Origin of the sequence: Vibrio sp. 10N.286.48.B8 (genome assembly GCF_003050085.1) — a bacterium.
GTDB classification, from domain to species: domain Bacteria; phylum Pseudomonadota; class Gammaproteobacteria; order Enterobacterales; family Vibrionaceae; genus Vibrio; species Vibrio crassostreae.
Genome location: NZ_PIGD01000006.1, coordinates 108,805 through 128,149, shown reverse-complemented (window position 1 = coordinate 128,149; position 19,345 = coordinate 108,805). Strand labels below are relative to the sequence as shown.

Annotated in this window: 17 protein-coding genes; 5 read left to right on the top strand and 12 right to left on the bottom strand. The window is 45.1% G+C overall.

Features of this window, described 5'->3' with window-relative positions; all coding sequences use genetic code 11:
* Positions 1-7: 7 nt before the first annotated feature.
* The 9 genes from CWO08_RS09525 to CWO08_RS09485 form a co-directional block, all read right to left on the bottom strand.
* On the bottom strand, positions 8-280 hold the full coding sequence (locus CWO08_RS09525) for a LapA family protein (protein ID WP_017066774.1): 273 nt from the start codon (positions 278-280) through the stop codon (positions 8-10).
* 129 nt (positions 281-409) lie between these two features.
* The gene (gene ihfB / locus CWO08_RS09520; RefSeq protein ID WP_010439923.1) at positions 410-694 is read right to left on the bottom strand and encodes an integration host factor subunit beta; all 285 of its coding nucleotides are present in this window, start codon (positions 692-694) and stop codon (positions 410-412) included.
* Positions 695-815: 121 nt separating this feature from the next.
* A complete protein-coding gene (rpsA, locus tag CWO08_RS09515) occupies positions 816-2,486 on the bottom strand; it encodes a 30S ribosomal protein S1 (protein WP_010439921.1) in 1,671 nt (556 codons plus the stop codon).
* 106 nt (positions 2,487-2,592) lie between these two features.
* Positions 2,593-3,273, bottom strand: coding sequence for a (d)CMP kinase (gene cmk / locus CWO08_RS09510; RefSeq protein ID WP_017060237.1), 681 nt, complete (start codon positions 3,271-3,273; stop codon positions 2,593-2,595).
* Positions 3,274-3,549: 276 nt separating this feature from the next.
* Positions 3,550-4,296, bottom strand: coding sequence for a 3-deoxy-manno-octulosonate cytidylyltransferase (gene kdsB / locus CWO08_RS09505; protein ID WP_009847141.1), 747 nt, complete (start codon positions 4,294-4,296; stop codon positions 3,550-3,552).
* Entirely contained in the window at positions 4,296-4,475 is a 180-nt protein-coding gene (locus tag CWO08_RS09500; RefSeq protein WP_004736429.1) for a Trm112 family protein, read from the bottom strand. The genes kdsB and CWO08_RS09500 overlap by 1 nt, the downstream gene beginning before the upstream one ends.
* Positions 4,456-5,463, bottom strand: coding sequence for a tetraacyldisaccharide 4'-kinase (lpxK, locus tag CWO08_RS09495; RefSeq protein ID WP_102432599.1), 1,008 nt, complete (start codon positions 5,461-5,463; stop codon positions 4,456-4,458). Before lpxK ends, CWO08_RS09500 begins: the two co-directional genes overlap by 20 nt.
* A gap of 14 nt (positions 5,464-5,477) precedes the next feature.
* A complete protein-coding gene (gene msbA, locus CWO08_RS09490; RefSeq protein WP_102478381.1) occupies positions 5,478-7,226 on the bottom strand; it encodes a lipid A ABC transporter ATP-binding protein/permease MsbA in 1,749 nt (582 codons plus the stop codon).
* Between the two features lie 31 nt (positions 7,227-7,257).
* A complete protein-coding gene (locus tag CWO08_RS09485; protein ID WP_108020345.1) occupies positions 7,258-9,588 on the bottom strand; it encodes a DNA internalization-related competence protein ComEC/Rec2 in 2,331 nt (776 codons plus the stop codon).
* A 17-nt stretch (positions 9,589-9,605) separates the two neighbouring features.
* Between CWO08_RS09485 and CWO08_RS09480 the strand changes: the two genes are divergently transcribed.
* Entirely contained in the window at positions 9,606-10,118 is a 513-nt protein-coding gene (locus CWO08_RS09480) for a DUF2062 domain-containing protein (RefSeq protein ID WP_048658288.1), read from the top strand.
* A 192-nt stretch (positions 10,119-10,310) separates the two neighbouring features.
* Here CWO08_RS09480 and lolE read toward each other — a convergent pair whose 3' ends face one another.
* From lolE to lolC, 3 genes are read right to left on the bottom strand one after another with little or no spacing between them, the layout of a single operon-like run.
* Positions 10,311-11,555 carry a lipoprotein-releasing ABC transporter permease subunit LolE gene (gene lolE / locus CWO08_RS09475; RefSeq protein WP_102478379.1) on the bottom strand — a complete coding sequence of 415 codons (1,245 nt, stop codon included), beginning with the start codon at positions 11,553-11,555 and terminating at the stop codon, positions 10,311-10,313.
* On the bottom strand, positions 11,556-12,248 hold the full coding sequence (gene lolD, locus CWO08_RS09470) for a lipoprotein-releasing ABC transporter ATP-binding protein LolD (RefSeq protein ID WP_102478378.1): 693 nt from the start codon (positions 12,246-12,248) through the stop codon (positions 11,556-11,558).
* Positions 12,241-13,449 (bottom strand): lipoprotein-releasing ABC transporter permease subunit LolC, encoded by a 1,209-nt coding sequence (gene lolC, locus CWO08_RS09465; protein WP_102478377.1) that lies wholly within the window; start codon positions 13,447-13,449, stop codon positions 12,241-12,243. Before lolC ends, lolD begins: the two co-directional genes overlap by 8 nt.
* A 227-nt stretch (positions 13,450-13,676) precedes the next feature.
* Here lolC and CWO08_RS09460 point away from each other — a divergent pair, with 227 nt between their 5' ends.
* From CWO08_RS09460 to CWO08_RS09445, 4 genes are all read left to right on the top strand, one after another.
* Positions 13,677-14,246, top strand: coding sequence for a hypothetical protein (locus CWO08_RS09460; RefSeq protein ID WP_048658284.1), 570 nt, complete (start codon positions 13,677-13,679; stop codon positions 14,244-14,246).
* Positions 14,247-14,252: 6 nt separating this feature from the next.
* On the top strand, positions 14,253-17,714 hold the full coding sequence (gene mfd, locus CWO08_RS09455) for a transcription-repair coupling factor (protein WP_108020344.1): 3,462 nt from the start codon (positions 14,253-14,255) through the stop codon (positions 17,712-17,714).
* A 62-nt stretch (positions 17,715-17,776) separates the two neighbouring features.
* Complete coding sequence (locus tag CWO08_RS09450; protein WP_086712213.1) at positions 17,777-18,544, top strand: peptidoglycan binding protein CsiV; 768 nt, start codon at positions 17,777-17,779, stop codon at positions 18,542-18,544.
* A 147-nt stretch (positions 18,545-18,691) separates the two neighbouring features.
* Positions 18,692-19,237 carry a GNAT family N-acetyltransferase gene (locus CWO08_RS09445; protein ID WP_048658281.1) on the top strand — a complete coding sequence of 182 codons (546 nt, stop codon included), beginning with the start codon at positions 18,692-18,694 and terminating at the stop codon, positions 19,235-19,237.
* Positions 19,238-19,345: the final 108 nt, after the last annotated feature.

The following is a 19,345-nucleotide window of genomic DNA, read 5'->3' as shown; positions in this document are numbered from 1 at the left end:
ATAGCCTTTAAGCTTTAGTATCAGCAGCGACCTGCTTTGATTGCTTATTGAGTTGCTTCTTCAAGCGATGAATTTTTAGCTGAGACCGCATGTGCATATTGCCAAAGACTAACCAAGCAAGGGCAAAGCCTGAAACGAATACAACGCCTAGTAAACTTGATAGGTGGAAGTCACCTTGCGCTAGCAGATAGTTGAAATTCACAGTTGTTTGGTTTTGAGAGCCTAAAGCCAGTGCAATTAGGAAAAGTGCGATAACGGCGACTATTTTTATAATTTTCATAGTTCATCACTCATTGGTTGGTTAGCTGTACGATTATGCAGGAAAATTACTAATCAGACCACCATATTATGGTCATAAAAAAGCGGCATACATTATAGTATGCCGCTTTTCTTAATTCCGATAAGTAGGCTACAGTCCTGAGTTTACTCGTTCGCGTAGCTCTTTACCTGGTTTGAAGTGAGGAACGTATTTGCCTTCCAACTCTACCTTGTCACCAGTTTTAGGATTACGTCCAACACGAGGTTCACGGTAATGCAGAGAAAAACTGCCAAAGCCGCGAATTTCGATTCGATCACCACTTTCTAGTGTTGAAGCCATGTGCTCTAAAATGTCTTTTACAGCGTCTTCAATTTCTTTTGCAGAAAGATGCGTTTGCTCAGCGCATAGTCTTTCAATCAATTCAGACTTAGTCATAGTTACCCTCGTTGGTTTTCTTTTTAGAAATTATAGACCTATCGGAAAAATAAGCAAAAAAAAAGGAGCCTTACGGCTCCTTTCTTGGCTATATAGCTATAATTCTCTTAACGAGAAGCTATTATTCGCCTTTAGCAGCTTTGAATGCGTCTGCCATTGCGTTACCGAACGCGCCTTCTTCAGACTTGTTCAGTGAAGCCATTGCTTCTTGCTCATCAGCTTCATCTTTAGCTTTGATAGATAGGTTGATTACGCGGTTCTTACGGTCTACACCAGTGAACTTCGCTTCAACGCTGTCGCCAACGCTTAGGATTAGAGATGCATCTTCGATACGGTCGCGAGAAACTTCAGAAGCGCGGATGTAACCTTCAACGCCTTCGATTAGCTCGATAGTAGCGCCTTTCGCGTCAACTGCAGTAACAGTACCGTTTACAAGAACACCTTTCTTGTTGTCAGCAACGTATGCGTTGAACGGGTCGTTTTCCATTTGCTTAACGCCAAGAGAAATACGCTCACGCTCTGCATCTACTGCTAGAACAACAGCAGAGATTTCGTCGCCTTTCTTGTATTCACGTACAGCTTCTTCGCCGGCAGCGTTCCAAGAAATGTCAGATAGGTGTACAAGACCGTCGATACCGCCTTCTAGACCGATGAAGATACCAAAGTCAGTGATAGACTTGATCTTACCAGTAACTTTGTCGCCCTTAGCTTGCATTTCTGCAAATGACTGCCATGGGTTAGCTTTACACTGTTTCAGACCTAGAGAGATACGACGACGTTCTTCGTCGATATCAAGAACCATAACCTCAACTTCGTCGCCAACATTAACAACTTTAGAAGGGTGGATGTTCTTGTTAGTCCAATCCATTTCAGAAACGTGTACTAGACCTTCAACGCCTTCTTCGATCTCAACGAAGCAGCCGTAGTCAGTTAGGTTTGTAACACGACCAGAAAGCTTGTGACCTTCAGGGTAACGCTTAGCGATTGCTACCCATGGATCTTCGCCTAGTTGCTTAAGACCTAGTGAAACACGAGTGCGCTCACGATCGAACTTAAGAACTTTAACTAGGATTTCGTCACCAACGTTAACGATCTCTGATGGGTGCTTAACGCGCTTCCAAGCCATATCTGTGATATGTAGAAGACCGTCAACACCGCCAAGGTCAACGAATGCACCGTAGTCAGTAAGGTTCTTAACGATACCTTTAACTTCAGTACCTTCTTGTAGAGTTTCAAGAAGTTCGTCACGCTCAACACTGTTTTCAGATTCGATAACAGCACGACGAGAAACAACAACGTTGTTACGCTTCTGGTCTAGCTTGATTACTTTGAACTCTAGCTCTTTGTTTTCTAGGTGAGCAGTGTCACGGATAGGACGTACGTCTACTAGAGAACCTGGAAGGAAAGCACGGATACCGTTAAGTTCAACAGTGAAACCGCCTTTAACTTTACCGTTGATGATACCAACAACAGTTTCAGCTTCTTCGCAAGCTTTCTCAAGTACGATCCAAGCTTCGTGGCGCTTAGCTTTCTCACGAGAAAGTTGAGTCTCACCGAAACCATCTTCAACAGCGTCTAGAGCTACGTCTACTTCAGCACCAACTTCAACTTCAAGTTCGCCAGCAGCGTTCTTGAATTGTTCAGCAGGAATAGCAGATTCAGACTTAAGACCAGCGTCTACAAGAACGAAACCGTTCTCGATAGCTACTACAGTACCTTTAACGATGCTGCCTTGTTGGAATTCAGTTTCAGATAGAAACTCTTCAAAGAGTTGAGCAAAAGATTCAGTCATTATTTAATCTTCAATAATTAAACGTCCATGGGTATCCTACCGCATGGGGTTGATAAATTCGCCGGTCATCATCCTTGCGACCAACGTTCGTACTAGCTCGGCGAAATTACCCAGCCAGTTTCGATTCAATATAGTGTAGTGCTTTTTCTACTACCTGCTCAATATTCATTGAGGTGGAGTCAAGCACTAGAGCATCCTCTGCAGGGCGAAGTGGCGCCACTGGGCGATTACGATCTCGGTCGTCTCGCTCTTGGATCTCGCTCAAAAGGTCGTCAAATTTAACATCTAACCCCTTCTGTTGCAACTGTTTAAGGCGGCGACTCGCACGCTCTTCAGCACTTGCATCTAAAAATATTTTCGCTTCAGCTTCAGGAAACACAACCGTTCCCATGTCACGGCCATCGGCAACCAAGCCAGGCGCAGCGCTGAATGCACGTTGACGACGAAGCAGTGCTTCTCGAACGCGAGGTAAAGCAGCAACTTTTGAAGCCGCCATGCCAGTCTCTTCTTTACGAAGTTCACCAGACACATCTTCACCTTCTAGGATAACCTTAACTAAGTCGCCTTCAGCAATAAACTGCACGTCTAAGTGTGTAGCAAGCGGTACTAAAGCATCTTCTGATTCTGTATCCACACCATGGTGAATTGCCGCTAAAGCCAATACGCGATAGATCGCGCCTGAATCTAGAAGATGAAAGCCTAGCTTATCTGCTAGTAACATACACAGGGTACCTTTACCTGCACCACTTGGTCCATCAACCGTAATCACTGGGCTTTGAGAAGGCATCTTTTACTCCACGTTTTGTCGTAAGTTTTATTCTGTACTAGCGATTCGCCACTACTTTATAGGCGGCATATTATAGAGAAAAATTGGAAGTCGAGCGAGGTAAATCTCAGATAATTCCGTGTTGATGATGCATAAACAAATGCAACCAGCTCAATATCCGTTTGCGTAAGTCAATAAGACACCCACGCGCTTATCGATAGCGTACTTTTCGATAGATAGAAAAAAGCCTCGCAACAAGCAAGGCTCTACTGTGTTTTATGATCAGCTCAAAGAAGCTTAGCCAATAATAGCTCGAACCGCTTCTAGGTCTTCAGGTGTGTCAACCCCAGCAGCAGGCGCTTCAGCCGCAACGTCTACGTGGATTTTTTCACCGTACCAAAGCACGCGTAGTTGCTCTAGGCACTCAATTCGTTCTAGGGTACTTGGTTCCCAATTGATGTAGGTATTGATAAAACCCGCTCGGTAAGCATAGATACCAATATGACGAAGCAAAGGCGATTCTGCTGCAGTGCCGTTGTTCGCATAAGCATCGCGATCCCAAGGGATGGTTGCTCGGCTAAAATATAACGCGTAACCGTCTTTATCGGTTACAACTTTAACTGCGTTAGGATTAAACACTTCATCAGCATGAGTAATTTCCACACCTAACGTTGCCATCGGAGCTGTACTGTTCGCAAGGTTATTCGCAACCTGATTAATGATCGCAGGTGGGATAAGTGGCTCATCACCTTGAACATTCACGATAATATGATCATCTGGAATCTTCATAACTTCAATCACTTCAGCTAGACGCTCAGTGCCTGATTCATGATTCGGTGATGTCATACAAACGGTCGCGCCAAATGCTTTAGCCGCTTTTTCAACTCGAGCGTCGTCGGTAGCGATAATAACGTTATCAGCACCTGCCTTCATCGACTGTTCGTATACCCATTGAATCATCGGCTTGCCACCAATGTCAGCCAGAGGCTTACCTGGTAAACGGCTCGATTGGTATCTTGCAGGTATAACAACCGTATAAGACATTACTTACCCTCATCCATTGAAACGGTGCGAGCTTCAGGTTCTAAAAGAACAGGAATACCCTCTTTAATTGGGTAAGCAAGGCGATCAATTTTACAAACAAGCTCTTGCTTATCCTTGTCAAAAGTTAGTTTACCTTTACATACAGGGCAAGCAACGATCTCAAGTAGACGGTGATCCATAGTATTCCATAACCTCTTTTATTCTTTTTAAAATTTGCTGTTGCGAATCTTCATCAAACTGCGCAGAAACTGGAAGATACCACCAGTTATCTTGAGCATATTCTTCGCATTTTACAGCGTCTTTTTCTGTCATAATCAGATTCATGCCTTTCTTAGCTAAGGCATGAAGTTCATCTTTATCAAAATCTTGATGGTCAGCGAAACCCTGTGTGAACACCACATCACCATCAAGATCTTCCAATGTCTTAAAAAAGCGCGGTGGGTGGCCAATACCGGCAAAAGCCACCAGCTTCTGTAATTCTGAAACAGACCTTTTTTGGCCTGTCTTCAGATTAACCGCTTGGCTTGGAAGCAAAGACATCGAGAACTCTCGCCCATGCGCTTTACCGCCATTATTCACCAAAAAGTCAACTTCATCTAAACGAGATACAGGCTCTCGTAATGGACCTAAAGGAATCAAGCTCTCGCTACCAAAGCGTCTTGCGCCGTCGATAACTGCAAATTCAATATCGCGTTCAAGCGCGTAATGCTGAAGGCCATCATCAGTGATGATGACATTCACCCCTTCGCTCAGTAGAGCTTTCACCGCATTCGCGCGCACAGGGTCGACCGCAACAGGAGCTCCTGTTCGCTTTCGGATCAAACGAGGTTCATCACCAGAGTGTTCTGCTGGCGTATTCTCATCCAAAACCAGCGGATAGCTTGGTGCTTTTGCACCGTAGCCACGAGAAACGACACCAGGCTTAAAACCATTGGCCTGGAGCATCTCAACCAACCAAATTACGACCGGTGTTTTACCATTACCACCAGCGGTAATATTACCAACAACAATTACTGGCAATGGTGGACGGTAAGCCTCTTTCTTCCCCGATAGATAAGCATCACGACGTTGACCGCTGATCATTTTGAACAGCAGACTCAGTGGCCACAACAGCGGCCAGAGAAGGTATTTCAACGGGTGGTTGTTAAACCAAATCTTTTCGATCACAACAAGACCTAATCTTATCCACTGAACTGAATTCGGTGTAATTGTGCATAGGCGCCATCATGCGCGATTAGCTCAGCATGTGCTCCCCTTTCTACAATATGACCATCATCAACCACTAGAATTTCATCGGCTTGCTCGATGGTAGAGAGTCGGTGTGCAATAACTAATACTGTTTTGTCTTTCTGCAGCTCTTCTAGTGCGGATTGAATCGCTCTCTCTGACTCTGTATCCAGTGCAGATGTTGCCTCATCAAGAATCAAAACAGGTGCATCTCTCAATAGAGCTCGGGCAATCGCAATACGCTGTCTTTGACCACCAGAAAGACTCGCGCCATTCTCGCCCACAACCGTATCAATGCCATTTTCCATGCCCTCGATAAATTCGCTTGCATGAGCAAGTTTAGCCGCGTGTTCAATCTGTTCGCGAGTATATTGCTCTTCTGCTGCATAAGCGATGTTGTTCGCGACTGTATCGTTAAACAGATGCACATTTTGAGAAACGAGAGCAAAGTGCTCACGCAGATTTCTCAATTCGTAATCGCGAATGTCGTGGCCATCAAGCTCAATTGAGCCAGAGTCTACGTCATAAAAACGAGTGAATAGGTTAGCAATGGTACTCTTACCCGAACCAGACCGCCCAACAAGCGCAACTGTCTTACCTTTCGGTATATTAAAGCTGACCTTATCGAGAGCAGGTTTCTCTGCACCATCATAAGTAAACGTCACATCTTTTACTGCAACTTCACCGGTTACGGTTTCAGGTTTCAACGTGCCTTTGTTTTGTTCTGTATCTAGGTCCATCAAACCAAATAGCGTCGTACTTGCTGCCATACCGCGTTGGAATTCAGATGTTACGTTAGTTAGCGCTTTTAGTGGACGCAACAAACCAAACATTGCAGAGAACACAACCGTGAATGTACCTGGCGTTAGTTCTGCTTTAATAGAATCGACACTAGCAAGGAATAGAACAACAACAATCGCAACTGATGCGATCATTTGAATAATTGGGTTAGCGGCCGCTTGAGCAGTGATTAGCTTCATGCTTTGTTGGCGCATTTGGTTACTAACTTTATCAAAGCGGTGTTTTTCTAGATCTTGACCACCGTAAGTTAGAACCACTTTATGCCCTTTCAACATTTGCTCTGCAGACGACGCCACATGGCCCATACTCGTCTGCATGTTCTTAGAGATCTTTCTGAATCGCTTCGATACGATACTGATCGCCCACGCCACAAGAGGTGCTACAGCGAATAACACCAAAGACAACTGCCAACTGTTCCAGAACATCAGCGTCAGTAAGCCAATAATACTTGCACCTTCACGGACAATACTGACTAACGCTTTACTGGTTGCTGCAGACACTTGCTCTGAATCGTAAGTAATTCGGGATAGCAGAGCACCAGTCTGTTCTTTATCGAAGAAAGACACAGGCATGTGCATGAAATGGCTGAATATTTTACGACGAATTTCCATAACCACATTGCCAGAGACCCAGCTCAAACAGTAGGTTGAAACAAAACCACTGACACCACGAACGAACATCATGGCAAAGATAATAAGTGGAAGTGTACGTAAAAAGTCAGATTCAGCATTACCAAAGCCTTCATCAAGTAACGGCTTTAGTAAGGAAATCATATAGGTATCAGAAACGGCATTTATAATAAGCGCAATTACCGCAACACCTAGGCCGGCCTTATATAGTCGAATATAAGTCCAAAGTCTTTTAAATGTGACCCAGGTAGTTTCATCTGTTTGTGTTGACATAGAATCGCTTAATTTTCTCACAATAATCTATCTATTCTACTCCCTTACGAAGCATCTGCCTATACCACTGCCCGCCTTGTTGTTCTCTAATCGCATGATATTGCCAACCTTCTTTGCTAAGAGTGATGGTTATTTGTCCGCTGTCTCCAGTATCTAGCCAAGTACTCCCCGCTTCCTGATAGCGTTCAACAACAGACGCACTTGGCATTCCCCACTGATTTCCTTTGGCTAGAGAAGCTATCGCCAGCTGAGGTGACACGGCCTCAATAAACGACTTAATCGATGACGAATCACTGCCATGATGCGGAACCAACATGACATTACTCCTAAGCCGTTCACCTTCACGGGCAAGTAACCACTCACTTACTAGTTCAACATCGCCAGTGAGCAACATCGAGAAATCTGTATTTGAGTCTGATATCTTGACCACGCACGAATGTGGGTTGTACGCCCTCTTCACTTGCTTGGGAGGCCATAACACTTCAAAAACAATACCTTGCCAGTTCCAAACCTCACCAAGAGTACATGCTTGAATATTAGGCAGAGCTGGAGTGGTAGATTGGGGTTGTTGATTAATATTCTGACTGGTTCTTATCCACTTAGGGTTGTAGTTTTCAAGCAACGCCGGATAACCACCAGCATGGTCAGAATCGAAATGACTCACAATCACGCCTTCTAATTCATGAATCCCCCGCTGATTCAAAGTAGGAATCAACAAAGACTCAACAACCGAGCCTCCTGGCCACGCATTGCCAAGATCATAAACAACAATCTGATTGTTCTTTTCCAACACTAAAGACAACCCGTGTCCAACATCCAATATATCGATGGTTAGCTTTTCTTGCTGGGGTTTGCTGAATTCCCACCACAGCACAAACAGCGCAATTAGCAATATCGATAGTGCTTGCTTGAGGTATCGACCAACAAAGCCGAAAAACAAAATAAGGAATACAAATAACTCAATTGTATGATTATCGACTTGAATCCAAAATCGCTCAGAGAAAGGAAGGCTATATACGAGAGGCTCAAGCGACAAGTCGACCAACTTCCACAGTTGGCTAACAAAACCATTCTCTATCACTCCGAGTTCAAGCGTACTAGACACTGACTCCGATATTAAGCTAAGAAACATTGCCAGAAACAACAGCGGGATCGTCACCATCGATACCCAAGGCAAAAGAAGTAAATTGTAGAAAACAGAGACTAAACTGACCCCTTTGAAAAACAGCATGGAAAACGGCGCGATCAGGAGTGTAAGTATCAGTTGGATCTTAATGAGCAACAATACTCGATCGAAAAATGTAGAGACTGAAGATGAAGGCTGACAATTTAAAGCGATATATAGAACGGCGCCCAATGCACCAAAGGACAACCAAAGACTGCTCGACAAGACTGAAAACGGCCAAATCAGCAGAACCACGCACAGACTTAAAGCGACATACCGAAGCAAACTGATATTCTGCCCACGCCACAAAAAATAACTGGCGATGACGCACATCACTAAAGCTCTTAAAGTTGGCAGCGTGAACCCAGCAAACCAACTATAGAAATAGGCCAAACCGAGCCCGAACATCGTAGGAAGCCAAAGATATGAAGGTGAAAGTAACCTGAATATCTTGCCTAACTGATAACCGAAACCAAAGGCAATCCCGATATGGAGTCCCGAGATAGCCATCAAATGAATTAAGCCACTACTTTTAAGTAAATCCCACCGATGAGGATGAATGAGCTCCCGATACCCAAAGCTTAAAGCCATAATGAGGTCTTGGTTTGTCAGCCGACTTAACCTTTCAAGGCTGGTTTCAAACCATTGGGCTCGCAAGTTGGTGCTAGAGTGTATTCGATATTTGGTATCGGCCCTGTAAGTTGCATTGGCAACCACGCCTGCACTAAACAAGTACTTTTCTAAATCAAAGCCTGCTTCATTGAGTTTGCCCCATACAGGCTTTATGGACACAGATAAATTGACATCATCTCCAAGCGTTAACTTAAAAGGGGTGAATAAACGCAATTTTATCAATTGAGGAGAGATTAATTTTTCGCCGCTAATTGATCTGGCTACTATTACGCTTTCAAAACCGTGGCTATTTTCACTAAAAAGGCTAACAACCGAAGCATTTATGGTAGTATTCTGCCCTGATTGGAATAAGCGACTCGTTTGTATTTCAATCGCATTCCCTAGGCAGATAACTAGTATCAATGCTGTTACTGGACCTCTTGCACTCCGGAAAACGCTATACTTTGTTGATGCTAGCAGTAGCAACAGCATCAATGGTGCCCAAACCCAATGTGGCATCACAGGCCAGAAGCTGGCAGACACAACTGTCGCAGCAAATGAAATCAAGAACCAAGTGTTAAACAAGAGAGTAGCTTCCTCCTATGCCAAGAAAGTTTATCAAACGATTTATGCCTGACCATGAGTTAATCAAGCGTCAGAAAGCATTGAAAGTTTTTGGCAATGTTTTGTACAACCCCAACTTATGGTGCCTTAATCGTCGCTCTGCGGCTGGCGCGTTCGCTGTTGGGTTATTCATGGCGTTTGTCCCTCTACCAAGTCAAATGATTATGTCTGCAGGCCTTGCCGTCGCATGTGGCGTTAATCTGCCTCTGGCTGTCGCACTTGTTTGGATCAGTAACCCGGTCACCATGCCCGTTCTCTTCTACTTTGCTTATAAAGTCGGGGCGTTTGTTATGCATGTTCCGCCGCAAGCCTTTCACTTCGAATTGTCTTGGGACTTCATCTTGGCGCAGATGAGCACCATTGGGCCTCCGTTCTTATTGGGTTGTCTGATTTGTGGGGTGGTTTCAGCAATGACTGGCTACTTTGGTATTCGCGGTTTATGGCGTTACTCAGTAGTAAGAAGTTGGAAAAAGCGACAAGCAAGGTACTGAACGACCGTTCCTTGTCATTCAATCTAACCTTGTATGCGCTTCACTTAAAATGCACACAAGTTAAAATCAGATGAGCCGCTGACCTCTGCAAGATTGGCATGTAACGAAAGTCGTAAAGAACACGAATTGAATTCAATAAAAAAGGATCCCATTGGGATCCTTTTTTGTATCTACTAGAGAACTGACTGCTGATTATTTAGAACTAAGCACCGAGGCCGGATTTAACTTCGCCGCTCGTGATGCTGGATACCATGTCGCCAGCAAACTCAACACAATCGCAGTACCGGACACAACAACAACATCCGTCATATCCAACTGTGATGGCAAAAAGTCGACAAAGTAAATGTCACCGGACAAGAACTGGTGATCGACCAGCTTTTCAAGCCCTTTAATAAGCGTAGTGAGGTTAAGTGCCACCAACACACCTATCGCACTCCCCACTAAACTGCCTAACACACCTGAGAATACGCCCTGCCAAACAAAGATGCGCTTCACTAGACCATCTGATGCACCCATGGTTCTTAAGATCGCGATCTCTGATGCTCTGTCTTTCACTGCCATCATTAAAGTCGAGACAATATTGAAACAAGCGACGCCAATAACCAGTACCATCACCAGATACATGATGGTGCGAACCAATTGGATATCTCGATACAAGAAGCCAAACTTCTGTTGCCAGCTTCGTAGATACACGTACACATCAAGCTGATTGCCCACTTCGCGCACAATAGAGTTCGCGTTCAGCACATCGGTCACTTTTAAAGAGACTCCAGTCACCGCTTCACCTAAGTTTGCGTAGACTTGAGCATCACCAATAGGGATTAGAGCCAAGCTGTGGTCTATCTGACCATTAAGCGTCAGCAAACCCACCACTTTCACTCGAACACGTTTTGGCGCCTGAACCTTCACAGAACCATTCACCGTTGGAATCATCAAAGTCAGATAATCACCGACTTTAGCGCCAAGCACATATGCTACACCTGAGCCCAAGATGATCTGTTGTTGCCCCGACTTAAATTCACTCCAAGCTTGTTTGTCGATGAAGTTAGACAAGCTCGAGACTTCTTGCTCACGCTTAGGGTCAACGCCGCGCACTTCGATCGCTTTCAACTCTTTGCCCTTTTCAGCAAGCGCTGTAATTTTTACATAAGGCGCAGCTGCCACAACCTTGTCGTTTTTTTCGGACTGTTCGATCACATGTTCCCAGCGAGTTACTGGCTCGTTCACGCCCTCAAACTCACCGTGTGGAATAACAGAAAGCACGCGTGATTCAAGCTCACGCTCAAAACCATTCATGGCCGACAAGCCGATAATGATCACGGCGACACCAACCGCAATGCCGATTGTCGAAGACAAAGAGATGAACGACACCATCTTGTCTCGCTGTTTCGCTCGGCTAAATCGACCGCCTATCAATAGAGATAAAGAAGAAAACACTTAGCTCTCCTCTTTTTCTACGTTAACCAACAAGCCATCTTGCATGTGCAATTGACGGTCCATTTTGGCTGCGAGTTCGCCATCATGGGTCACCACTAAAAAGGCGGTATCGTATTCACGGTTGAGCTCACGCATTAAGTCGTAAATTGACAGTGCGGTATTGTGGTCAAGGTTACCAGTCGGCTCATCAGCTAAAACTAAAGCAGGTTTGTTTACCAATGCACGAGCAATTGCCACACGCTGTCTTTCACCACCAGAAAGTTCTGAAGGTCGGTGATCAACACGGTGACTTAACCCAACTTTATCAAGTAACAGTTGAGCTTCTTGTTTTGCTTTCGCAGGTTTCTCGCCGCCAATAAGTAACGGCATAGCTACGTTTTCTAGTGCAGAAAAATCAGAAAGAAGGTGGTGGAATTGATAAACAAAACCGAGATGTTGATTGCGAAGCTTCGCTTGCTTATTTGAACTCAAAGATGCTAAGTCCTGACCAAGAAAACTCACACTGCCTGCAGAGGCATCATCAAGCGCGCCTAAGATATGTAGCAAGGTACTTTTGCCCGAGCCAGAGGTGCCGATGATTGCTACTAGCTCACCCTTTTCGATTTCAAAGCTGACTCCCTTGAGCACCTCTGTATCTAACGAGCCTTCACGGTACGTTTTACGGATATCATTACATTGAAGAAAATTACTCATAACGAAGGGCCTCAGCAGGTTTCACAGACGATGCACGATAAGAAGGGAATACAGTGGCAATCAAGCTAAGTGCGATAGCCAAAACCACAACAACGGCGATTTGAATTGGGTTGATTAAAATTGGTAGTTGGCCACCAAATGAGAATAGAGCAACCCCCATCGCCTCTAAAATGGTATTAAGGTTCATTGCTAGGGCAACGCCCAACACTCCACCAGAGAGCGCCCCAATAACGCCACTACTTGCACCTTGAACCATAAAGATTCCCATGACTTGACCATCGGTCATGCCTTGTGTTTTAAGAATCGCGACTTCAGACTGCTTCTCCATCACCACCATAATAAGCGCGGAAATAATATTAAATGCAGCAACACCGATGATAAGACCAAGCATCAAGCCCATCATATTCTTTTCCATGCGCACCGCTTGAAACAGCTCGCCACGTTGGTCTCGCCAATCACTCCACAACCAACCTTCAGGTAATGGTTGAGTCGATAACTCTGCGACTTCAAACGGGTCTTCAAAAAATAGTCTCCAGCCTGAAATGGTATCTGATTTGTAGCGCATCAAACGCCCAGCATCTTTAATATCTGTCACCATCAATTGAGCATCGATATCAGAGCCAGTATTAAAAATACCAGCAACAGTGAAATTTCGTTGGCTTGGAATACGACCTAATGGTGTGTATTGGCTAGCGCTGGTCACCATCAGGCGAACTTTGTCACCCATAGATACCTTCAAATTTCTCGCCAAGGTATGACCAAGAAATAGCTGATACTGACCCGCTTTAAGTGAAGACAATCGACCTGCAATTAAGTGGTTCTGAAGAGGGTCATCTGAATTAGGCTCAATGCCGATTAACAGCCCTGCAGATAACTGAGCCGGACTCTGAATTACTGCCTCACTGCGAACAATCGGCTCAACGTGACCATTAAGAGACATTTGCTCTGCAAAATTAGGCGCTTTAGCAGAAAGAGAGGTGGTGCCGCCTTGCTCATAAACCACGGCCTGAGGAAGAACACCAAGAATTCGGTCTTTTAACTGCGCTTCGAATCCATTCATTACCGATAAAACAGTAACCAAAGACAGCACACCAATGGTGATACCTGCCGTCGACATATAAGAAACAAAACGGCTAAAGCGATCACCTGAACGGCCTTTCAAATAGCGTAGGCCAACAAACAACGAAATAGGATGAAACATACTTTGAACCATCTAAAGGGGATGCGGGTTAATGTAACGGGTATTGCTGTTACTGTGTAGGGGTTAATTGAAAATATAGAGTGAATTAACTCAATTAGTTAGGCTTGAAAAACAGAACCTTGTCAAATTGCCAAATTTCAAACAACTATTTGAGACTTTCAATTAACTGACCTTGATTACTGCGGCCACATAGCGATAATCAATAGATCACTTCAAGGAACTAACGCATGACAGAACAAGAGTTTTTCACCGTTCACCATAGCCTTACCGCTAATATTGAACCAATGGACAGCGGCTTCACTTTACCCTCTCAAATTCAATTCGAATCTGAGATCCCAGCACCATTTGTGGTGGCAAGTGAATTTAGCCAATTGGATCTGTTAGCTGACAGCGCTCGTGCTGAACTGAAAAACAGCGACTTGAAGAATGTCACCAGTTTATTGGATGCACAAAACTCGAAATTAAACCTCTTGTTGAGCTTTATGTTATCGCAGCAAGATGATGAGAAATTTCGTACTCACACCTATTCATTTGGTGCGAGTCAGTTTTCCTGCTTTTCAAAAGTAGACATCGAACCGGGTCGCTTAGTAAAAGCCAAACTTTTCCTAGAGCACCCAGCAGCAGCCATTTATTGCTACGCAGAAGTATTTGCTAGCGAAGCGAAAGACTCAGGTTTCGAAATCAAATTTAAATACGCTCATCTTCGCGATACCGACCAAGACCTGCTAATTAAAGCGGCACTTCATCAACAACAGAAACTCTTGCGTCAACGCTCTCTAGACCGAGATAACAAGTAAATTAACATGACCAAAAAATCCATATTTACACTACCTAAACTTAAAGGTGCCGGTGACAAAAAGCATATCGGTAACCTAGTCGGTTCGTCTCTCGCTCTGGCCATTGCTAAACTCGCAGAGCAGCACAACAGCCATACCGTACTTGCAGTGCCAGACCCACAAGTCGCACTTAAGCTACAATCTGAAATTGAACAGTTTACGGCACATGAAGTCGCACTATTCCCAGACTGGGAAACACTGCCTTACGACAGCTTTTCGCCGCACCAAGAGATCATCTCAGATCGTATCGCACGCCTTTACGCCCTGCCAACGCTAAAAAATGGCATCACGATCGTTCCGATCAGCACGTTATTGCAACGCCAGTCACCGCGCGACTTTTTGCTGCAGCACACTCTAATGGTGAAAACGGGCGATCTCTACTCGCTTGAGAAACTGCGCTTGCAGCTTGAAAAGTCAGGCTATCGTTACGTTGATCAAGTGTTTGGCCCAGGTGAATACGCAAGCCGTGGTTCTATTCTCGACCTATTCCCAATGGGCAGTAAAGACCCATATCGTATAGACTTCTTTGATGATGAAATCGATACGATTCGTACCTTCGATCCTGAGAATCAACGCTCTATCGAAGATATCTCCGAGATTCGCCTTCTACCTGCTCATGAGTTTCCAACCTCGGAAACAGCGATTGAAGATTTCCGTATTCGTTGGCGCCAACAGTTTGATGCGCGCCGCGAACCAGAATCGGTTTATATGCAGGTTTCAAAAGGGACTTGGCCTGCTGGTATTGAGTATTGGCAACCGCTGTTCTTCGATCACACAGAAACCTTGTTTGATTACGTTGCCGATGAAGCGCAACTCTTAGTTCTTGGTGACGTAGAAACAGCTGTTGATTCTTTCCTTGCTGATGTTACTCACAGATACGAACAGCGCGGTGTTGATCCATTACGACCACTGCTGACACCTGAACAACTATGGCTAAAGAAAGACGAGCTATTCGCACACTTCAAACAGAAGCCACAAGTCAACCTAAGCCTAGATTCGATTGAAGAGAAAGCAGGCCGCACTAACTTACCGGTCGTGACATTGCCTGACCTCAGTGTTCAGCATCAGAATAAAGAGCCACTCGCAAACCTAAGAAAGTTCACTGAAGCCTTCGAAGGCAAAGTGGTTTTTTCAGTTGAGTCTGAAGGTCGCCGTGAGGCTCTGAGTGAGTTGCTTCGAGGCATTAAAGTTCGTCCAAGCGAAGTTGAAAACCTCGACGAAGCGATTAAAGGCAAAGATAAGTTCAGCCTGATCCTTGGCTCTGCTGAACACGGTTTTATCCATGAAGAGCACAACATCGCCCTTATCTGTGAAAGCGACTTACTTGGCGATCGTGTTGTTCAGCGTCGTAAGAAAGATAAGAAAAGCGTTAATAGCGATACCGTAATTCGCCACTTGGCAGAACTTAAACCGGGTCAGCCTGTTGTGCACATTGACCACGGTATTGGTCGTTACATCGGCTTGCAAACACTCGAAGCCGGCGGCATGAAAACCGAATACGTAACGCTTGAGTATCAAAACGATGCCAAGCTCTACGTGCCAGTTGCGTCTTTGAACTTAATCGGGCGTTACTCTGGTGGCGCTGAAGATTCTGCACCACTGCATAAACTCGGTGGCGAAGCGTGGCAAAAAGCTCGTAAACGCGCCGCAGAGAAAGTCCGTGATGTTGCAGCGGAGCTACTTGATGTTTACGCTAAGCGTGAGCTGAAACCTGGCTACAAATTTGTGCTCGACCGTGGCCAATACGCGACTTTCAAGTCTGGTTTCCCATTTGAAGAAACCGATGACCAAGCTATGGCCATCAATGCAGTGATGTCTGACATGTGCCAAGCAAAAGCCATGGACCGCCTAGTGTGTGGTGATGTGGGCTTTGGTAAGACAGAAGTGGCGATGCGCGCGGCATTCGTGTGTACCGATAACAGCAAGCAAGTGGCGGTTTTAGTCCCTACTACCCTGCTTGCTCAGCAACACTTCGAAAACTTCAGGGACCGTTTCGCCAACTTGCCGATTCGTGTTGAAGTTCTATCCCGATTCAAATCAGCTAAAGAGCAAAAGCTGATCATGCAAGATGTCGCCGAGGGTAAGGTCGACATCTTGGTGGGGACTCACAAGCTTCTTTCTAGCGATATTAAGTTTAAAGACCTTGGCTTGCTGGTTGTCGATGAAGAACACCGCTTCGGTGTGCGTCAGAAAGAGAAAGTGAAAGCAATGCGTGCGGATGTCGACATCCTAACGCTCACTGCTACACCAATCCCGCGAACGCTGAACATGGCAATGAGTGGTATGCGTGATTTGTCTATCATCGCAACACCACCCGCACGACGCTTGGCAATTAAAACCTTCGTTCGCGAGAGTGATGATGCGATCGTCAGAGAAGCGGTGCTGCGTGAAATTATGCGTGGTGGGCAAGTTTACTTCCTGCACAACCAAGTCGACACGATTGAGAAAACAGCAGAGTCACTACAGAAGCTGATTCCAGAAGCGCGCGTTACCGTGGCTCATGGCCAGATGCGAGAGCGCGAACTGGAACGCATCATGAATGACTTCTACCACCAGCGATTTAACATGTTGGTGTGTACAACCATCATCGAAACCGGTATCGATGTACCAACAGCTAATACCATCTTGATGGACAGAGCCGATAACCTTGGTTTAGCTCAGCTACACCAATTGCGTGGTCGTGTGGGCCGTTCTCACCACCAAGCTTATGCCTACTTGCTAACACCTCCCCCGAAAGCAATGACCAAAGACGCGGTCAAACGATTGGACGCCATTGCTTCACTTGAAGACTTAGGTGCAGGCTTTACGCTAGCAACCCATGACTTAGAGATTCGTGGTGCTGGCGAGCTATTAGGCGATGAGCAAAGTGGTCAAATCCAGTCGGTTGGTTTCACCTTGTACATGGAGATGCTTGAGCAAGCAGTAGAAGCATTGAAAGAAGGTAGAGAGCCTTCACTTGATGATCTATTGCGTGAACAAACTGAAATTGAGATGCGTCTGCCTGCACTATTGCCAGACGACTATATTCCAGACATCAACACGCGTTTATCAACATACAAGCGTATTGCGAGCGTGAGTGACACGGATGAACTTGCAGAGCTAAAAGTCGAGCTTATCGACCGCTTCGGTATTCTTCCTGATGCAACCAAGAACTTATTATCGGTTTCCGAGCTTAAGTTAGCGGCGGCATCTATCAAAGCCAAGAAAATTGAAGCGCACGATAAAGGCGGATTTATCGAATTCTACCCGGATGCTGACATAAACCCGAACTACCTTGTTAAACTGTTGCAATCTCAACCGCAAAAGTTTTCAATGGAAGGACCAACTAAGTTCAAGTTTACGATACCATTGGTCGACAGACGGAAACGAATTCAATTTGTTAGTGATTTATTGGACGAATTCAGACAAAACTTGCTGCCTTCAGCATAAGACCCAATCCACTGCACATATAAATTATCCAGCCGATAGTTCGGCTGGAAGACGGAGTAAAAATGAAAAGACTGATCCCACTGCTACTATTGTTCGTCTCACTGCCAAGTTTGGCACAGAGACAATTTGATATAGAAGTGATCATTTTTAAGCGCGCTGTTGATGCAGAAAAAGTAAATGAATCTTGGCCAAACACACAGCCTAAGATTTCACTTGAGCGCGTTGGTTCATTTCAAGATACCCAGTACCGAGCGAAGAAAGGCGTGCAGATGCTTCCTTACTCGGAATACAAGTTAACGCCTCAGAAGGACAAGCTACGCAAACACGCAGGCTTTGAAGTTCTGATGCACACTGCTTGGCGTCAAGGTGACCAAGGTAAAAGTTCAGCACCTGTTTTCCACATTCAAGCAGGTAAAGACTTCTCTAAACAGTTTAATGCCGACGGCTCTGAGAAAGGTGCTGTCACTGCATCAAACCCAGATGGCTTCCAAGAAGAGACTATTGATAAACCGCTTTACGAATTAGACGGCAAGCTACAGATCTACGTACAGCACTATCTATATGCTGAAACGACTCTGGATTTAAAAGCGCCAAGCGTTCGTGAAGTGACGCTGCAAGAACAGCAAATCGAGCTAGACTCGCCAGTAAGTGGTGCAGAGAGCAATGTTCAGGTGGGTAACCTTACTGAGATCTCTCCGACCGTTGAAGTGCAAGAGTTCCTTAAAAGCTACCGCATGGACCAAAAACGTCGCATGCGCAGTACAGAGACTCACTACCTAGACCACCCGCTTCTTGGCATGGTGATTCAAGTACGTCGCGTCGCTCAATAAACCACGTAATCAGTCTTCAGCTAGCAGCTCAACTATTCTTATAGAGAGTGGAACTTGATATAAAGAATTGAAGTTGTATTAAGCATTCAATACGCCCTCCATTGTGAGGGCGTTTTATTAGCCATTACATGTTATTTGGTACGTCCTATGAGCCCAGACTTTCAGATCAATACACAAAATCTAAGCCTCAAAATCATTGAAGCCTCAGATGCTCAAGAGTTTGCTCAGCTGATCAAATCTTCACCGAGTTTATTACCTTGGGTAGATTGGTGCCACGATGAGTTTTCTATCGTCGAAGCCGAGAAGTTTATTCTAGCAACTCGCCTGAACTGGGTGAAAGCCGACGCGTTTGGTTTTGGTATTTTTGAGCGAAAAACCGATAAGCTGGTCGGAATGGTGGCGATCAATGAGCTTTATCACACCTTCAATATGGCGAGTTTAGGTTATTGGGTGAGTGATGACTTTCAAAGGAGAGGAATAGCCAAAGAAGCGATGCTGGCCTTGTTTGAATTTTGCTTTGCGCAACTGAAGTTAACGCGCTTGGAGATTGTCTGCGATACCGAGAACCTACCAAGCCAAAAGCTGATAGAGAAGTGTGGCGCTGAGCGAGAAACCATTGCCAAGAATCGATTTCTGTTTAACGGTAAACCGAAAGATGGCGTGGTTTATTCTGTGCTACCTCCAACCTCTTAACTACTTCAATTAGTTGCAACCAGCGATAGTACTCAATCAACACGATCAAAAAAGAGCTCCGAAGAGCTCTTTTTTATTATCAGCGAAATGCCCTTATAAGGCTTACCT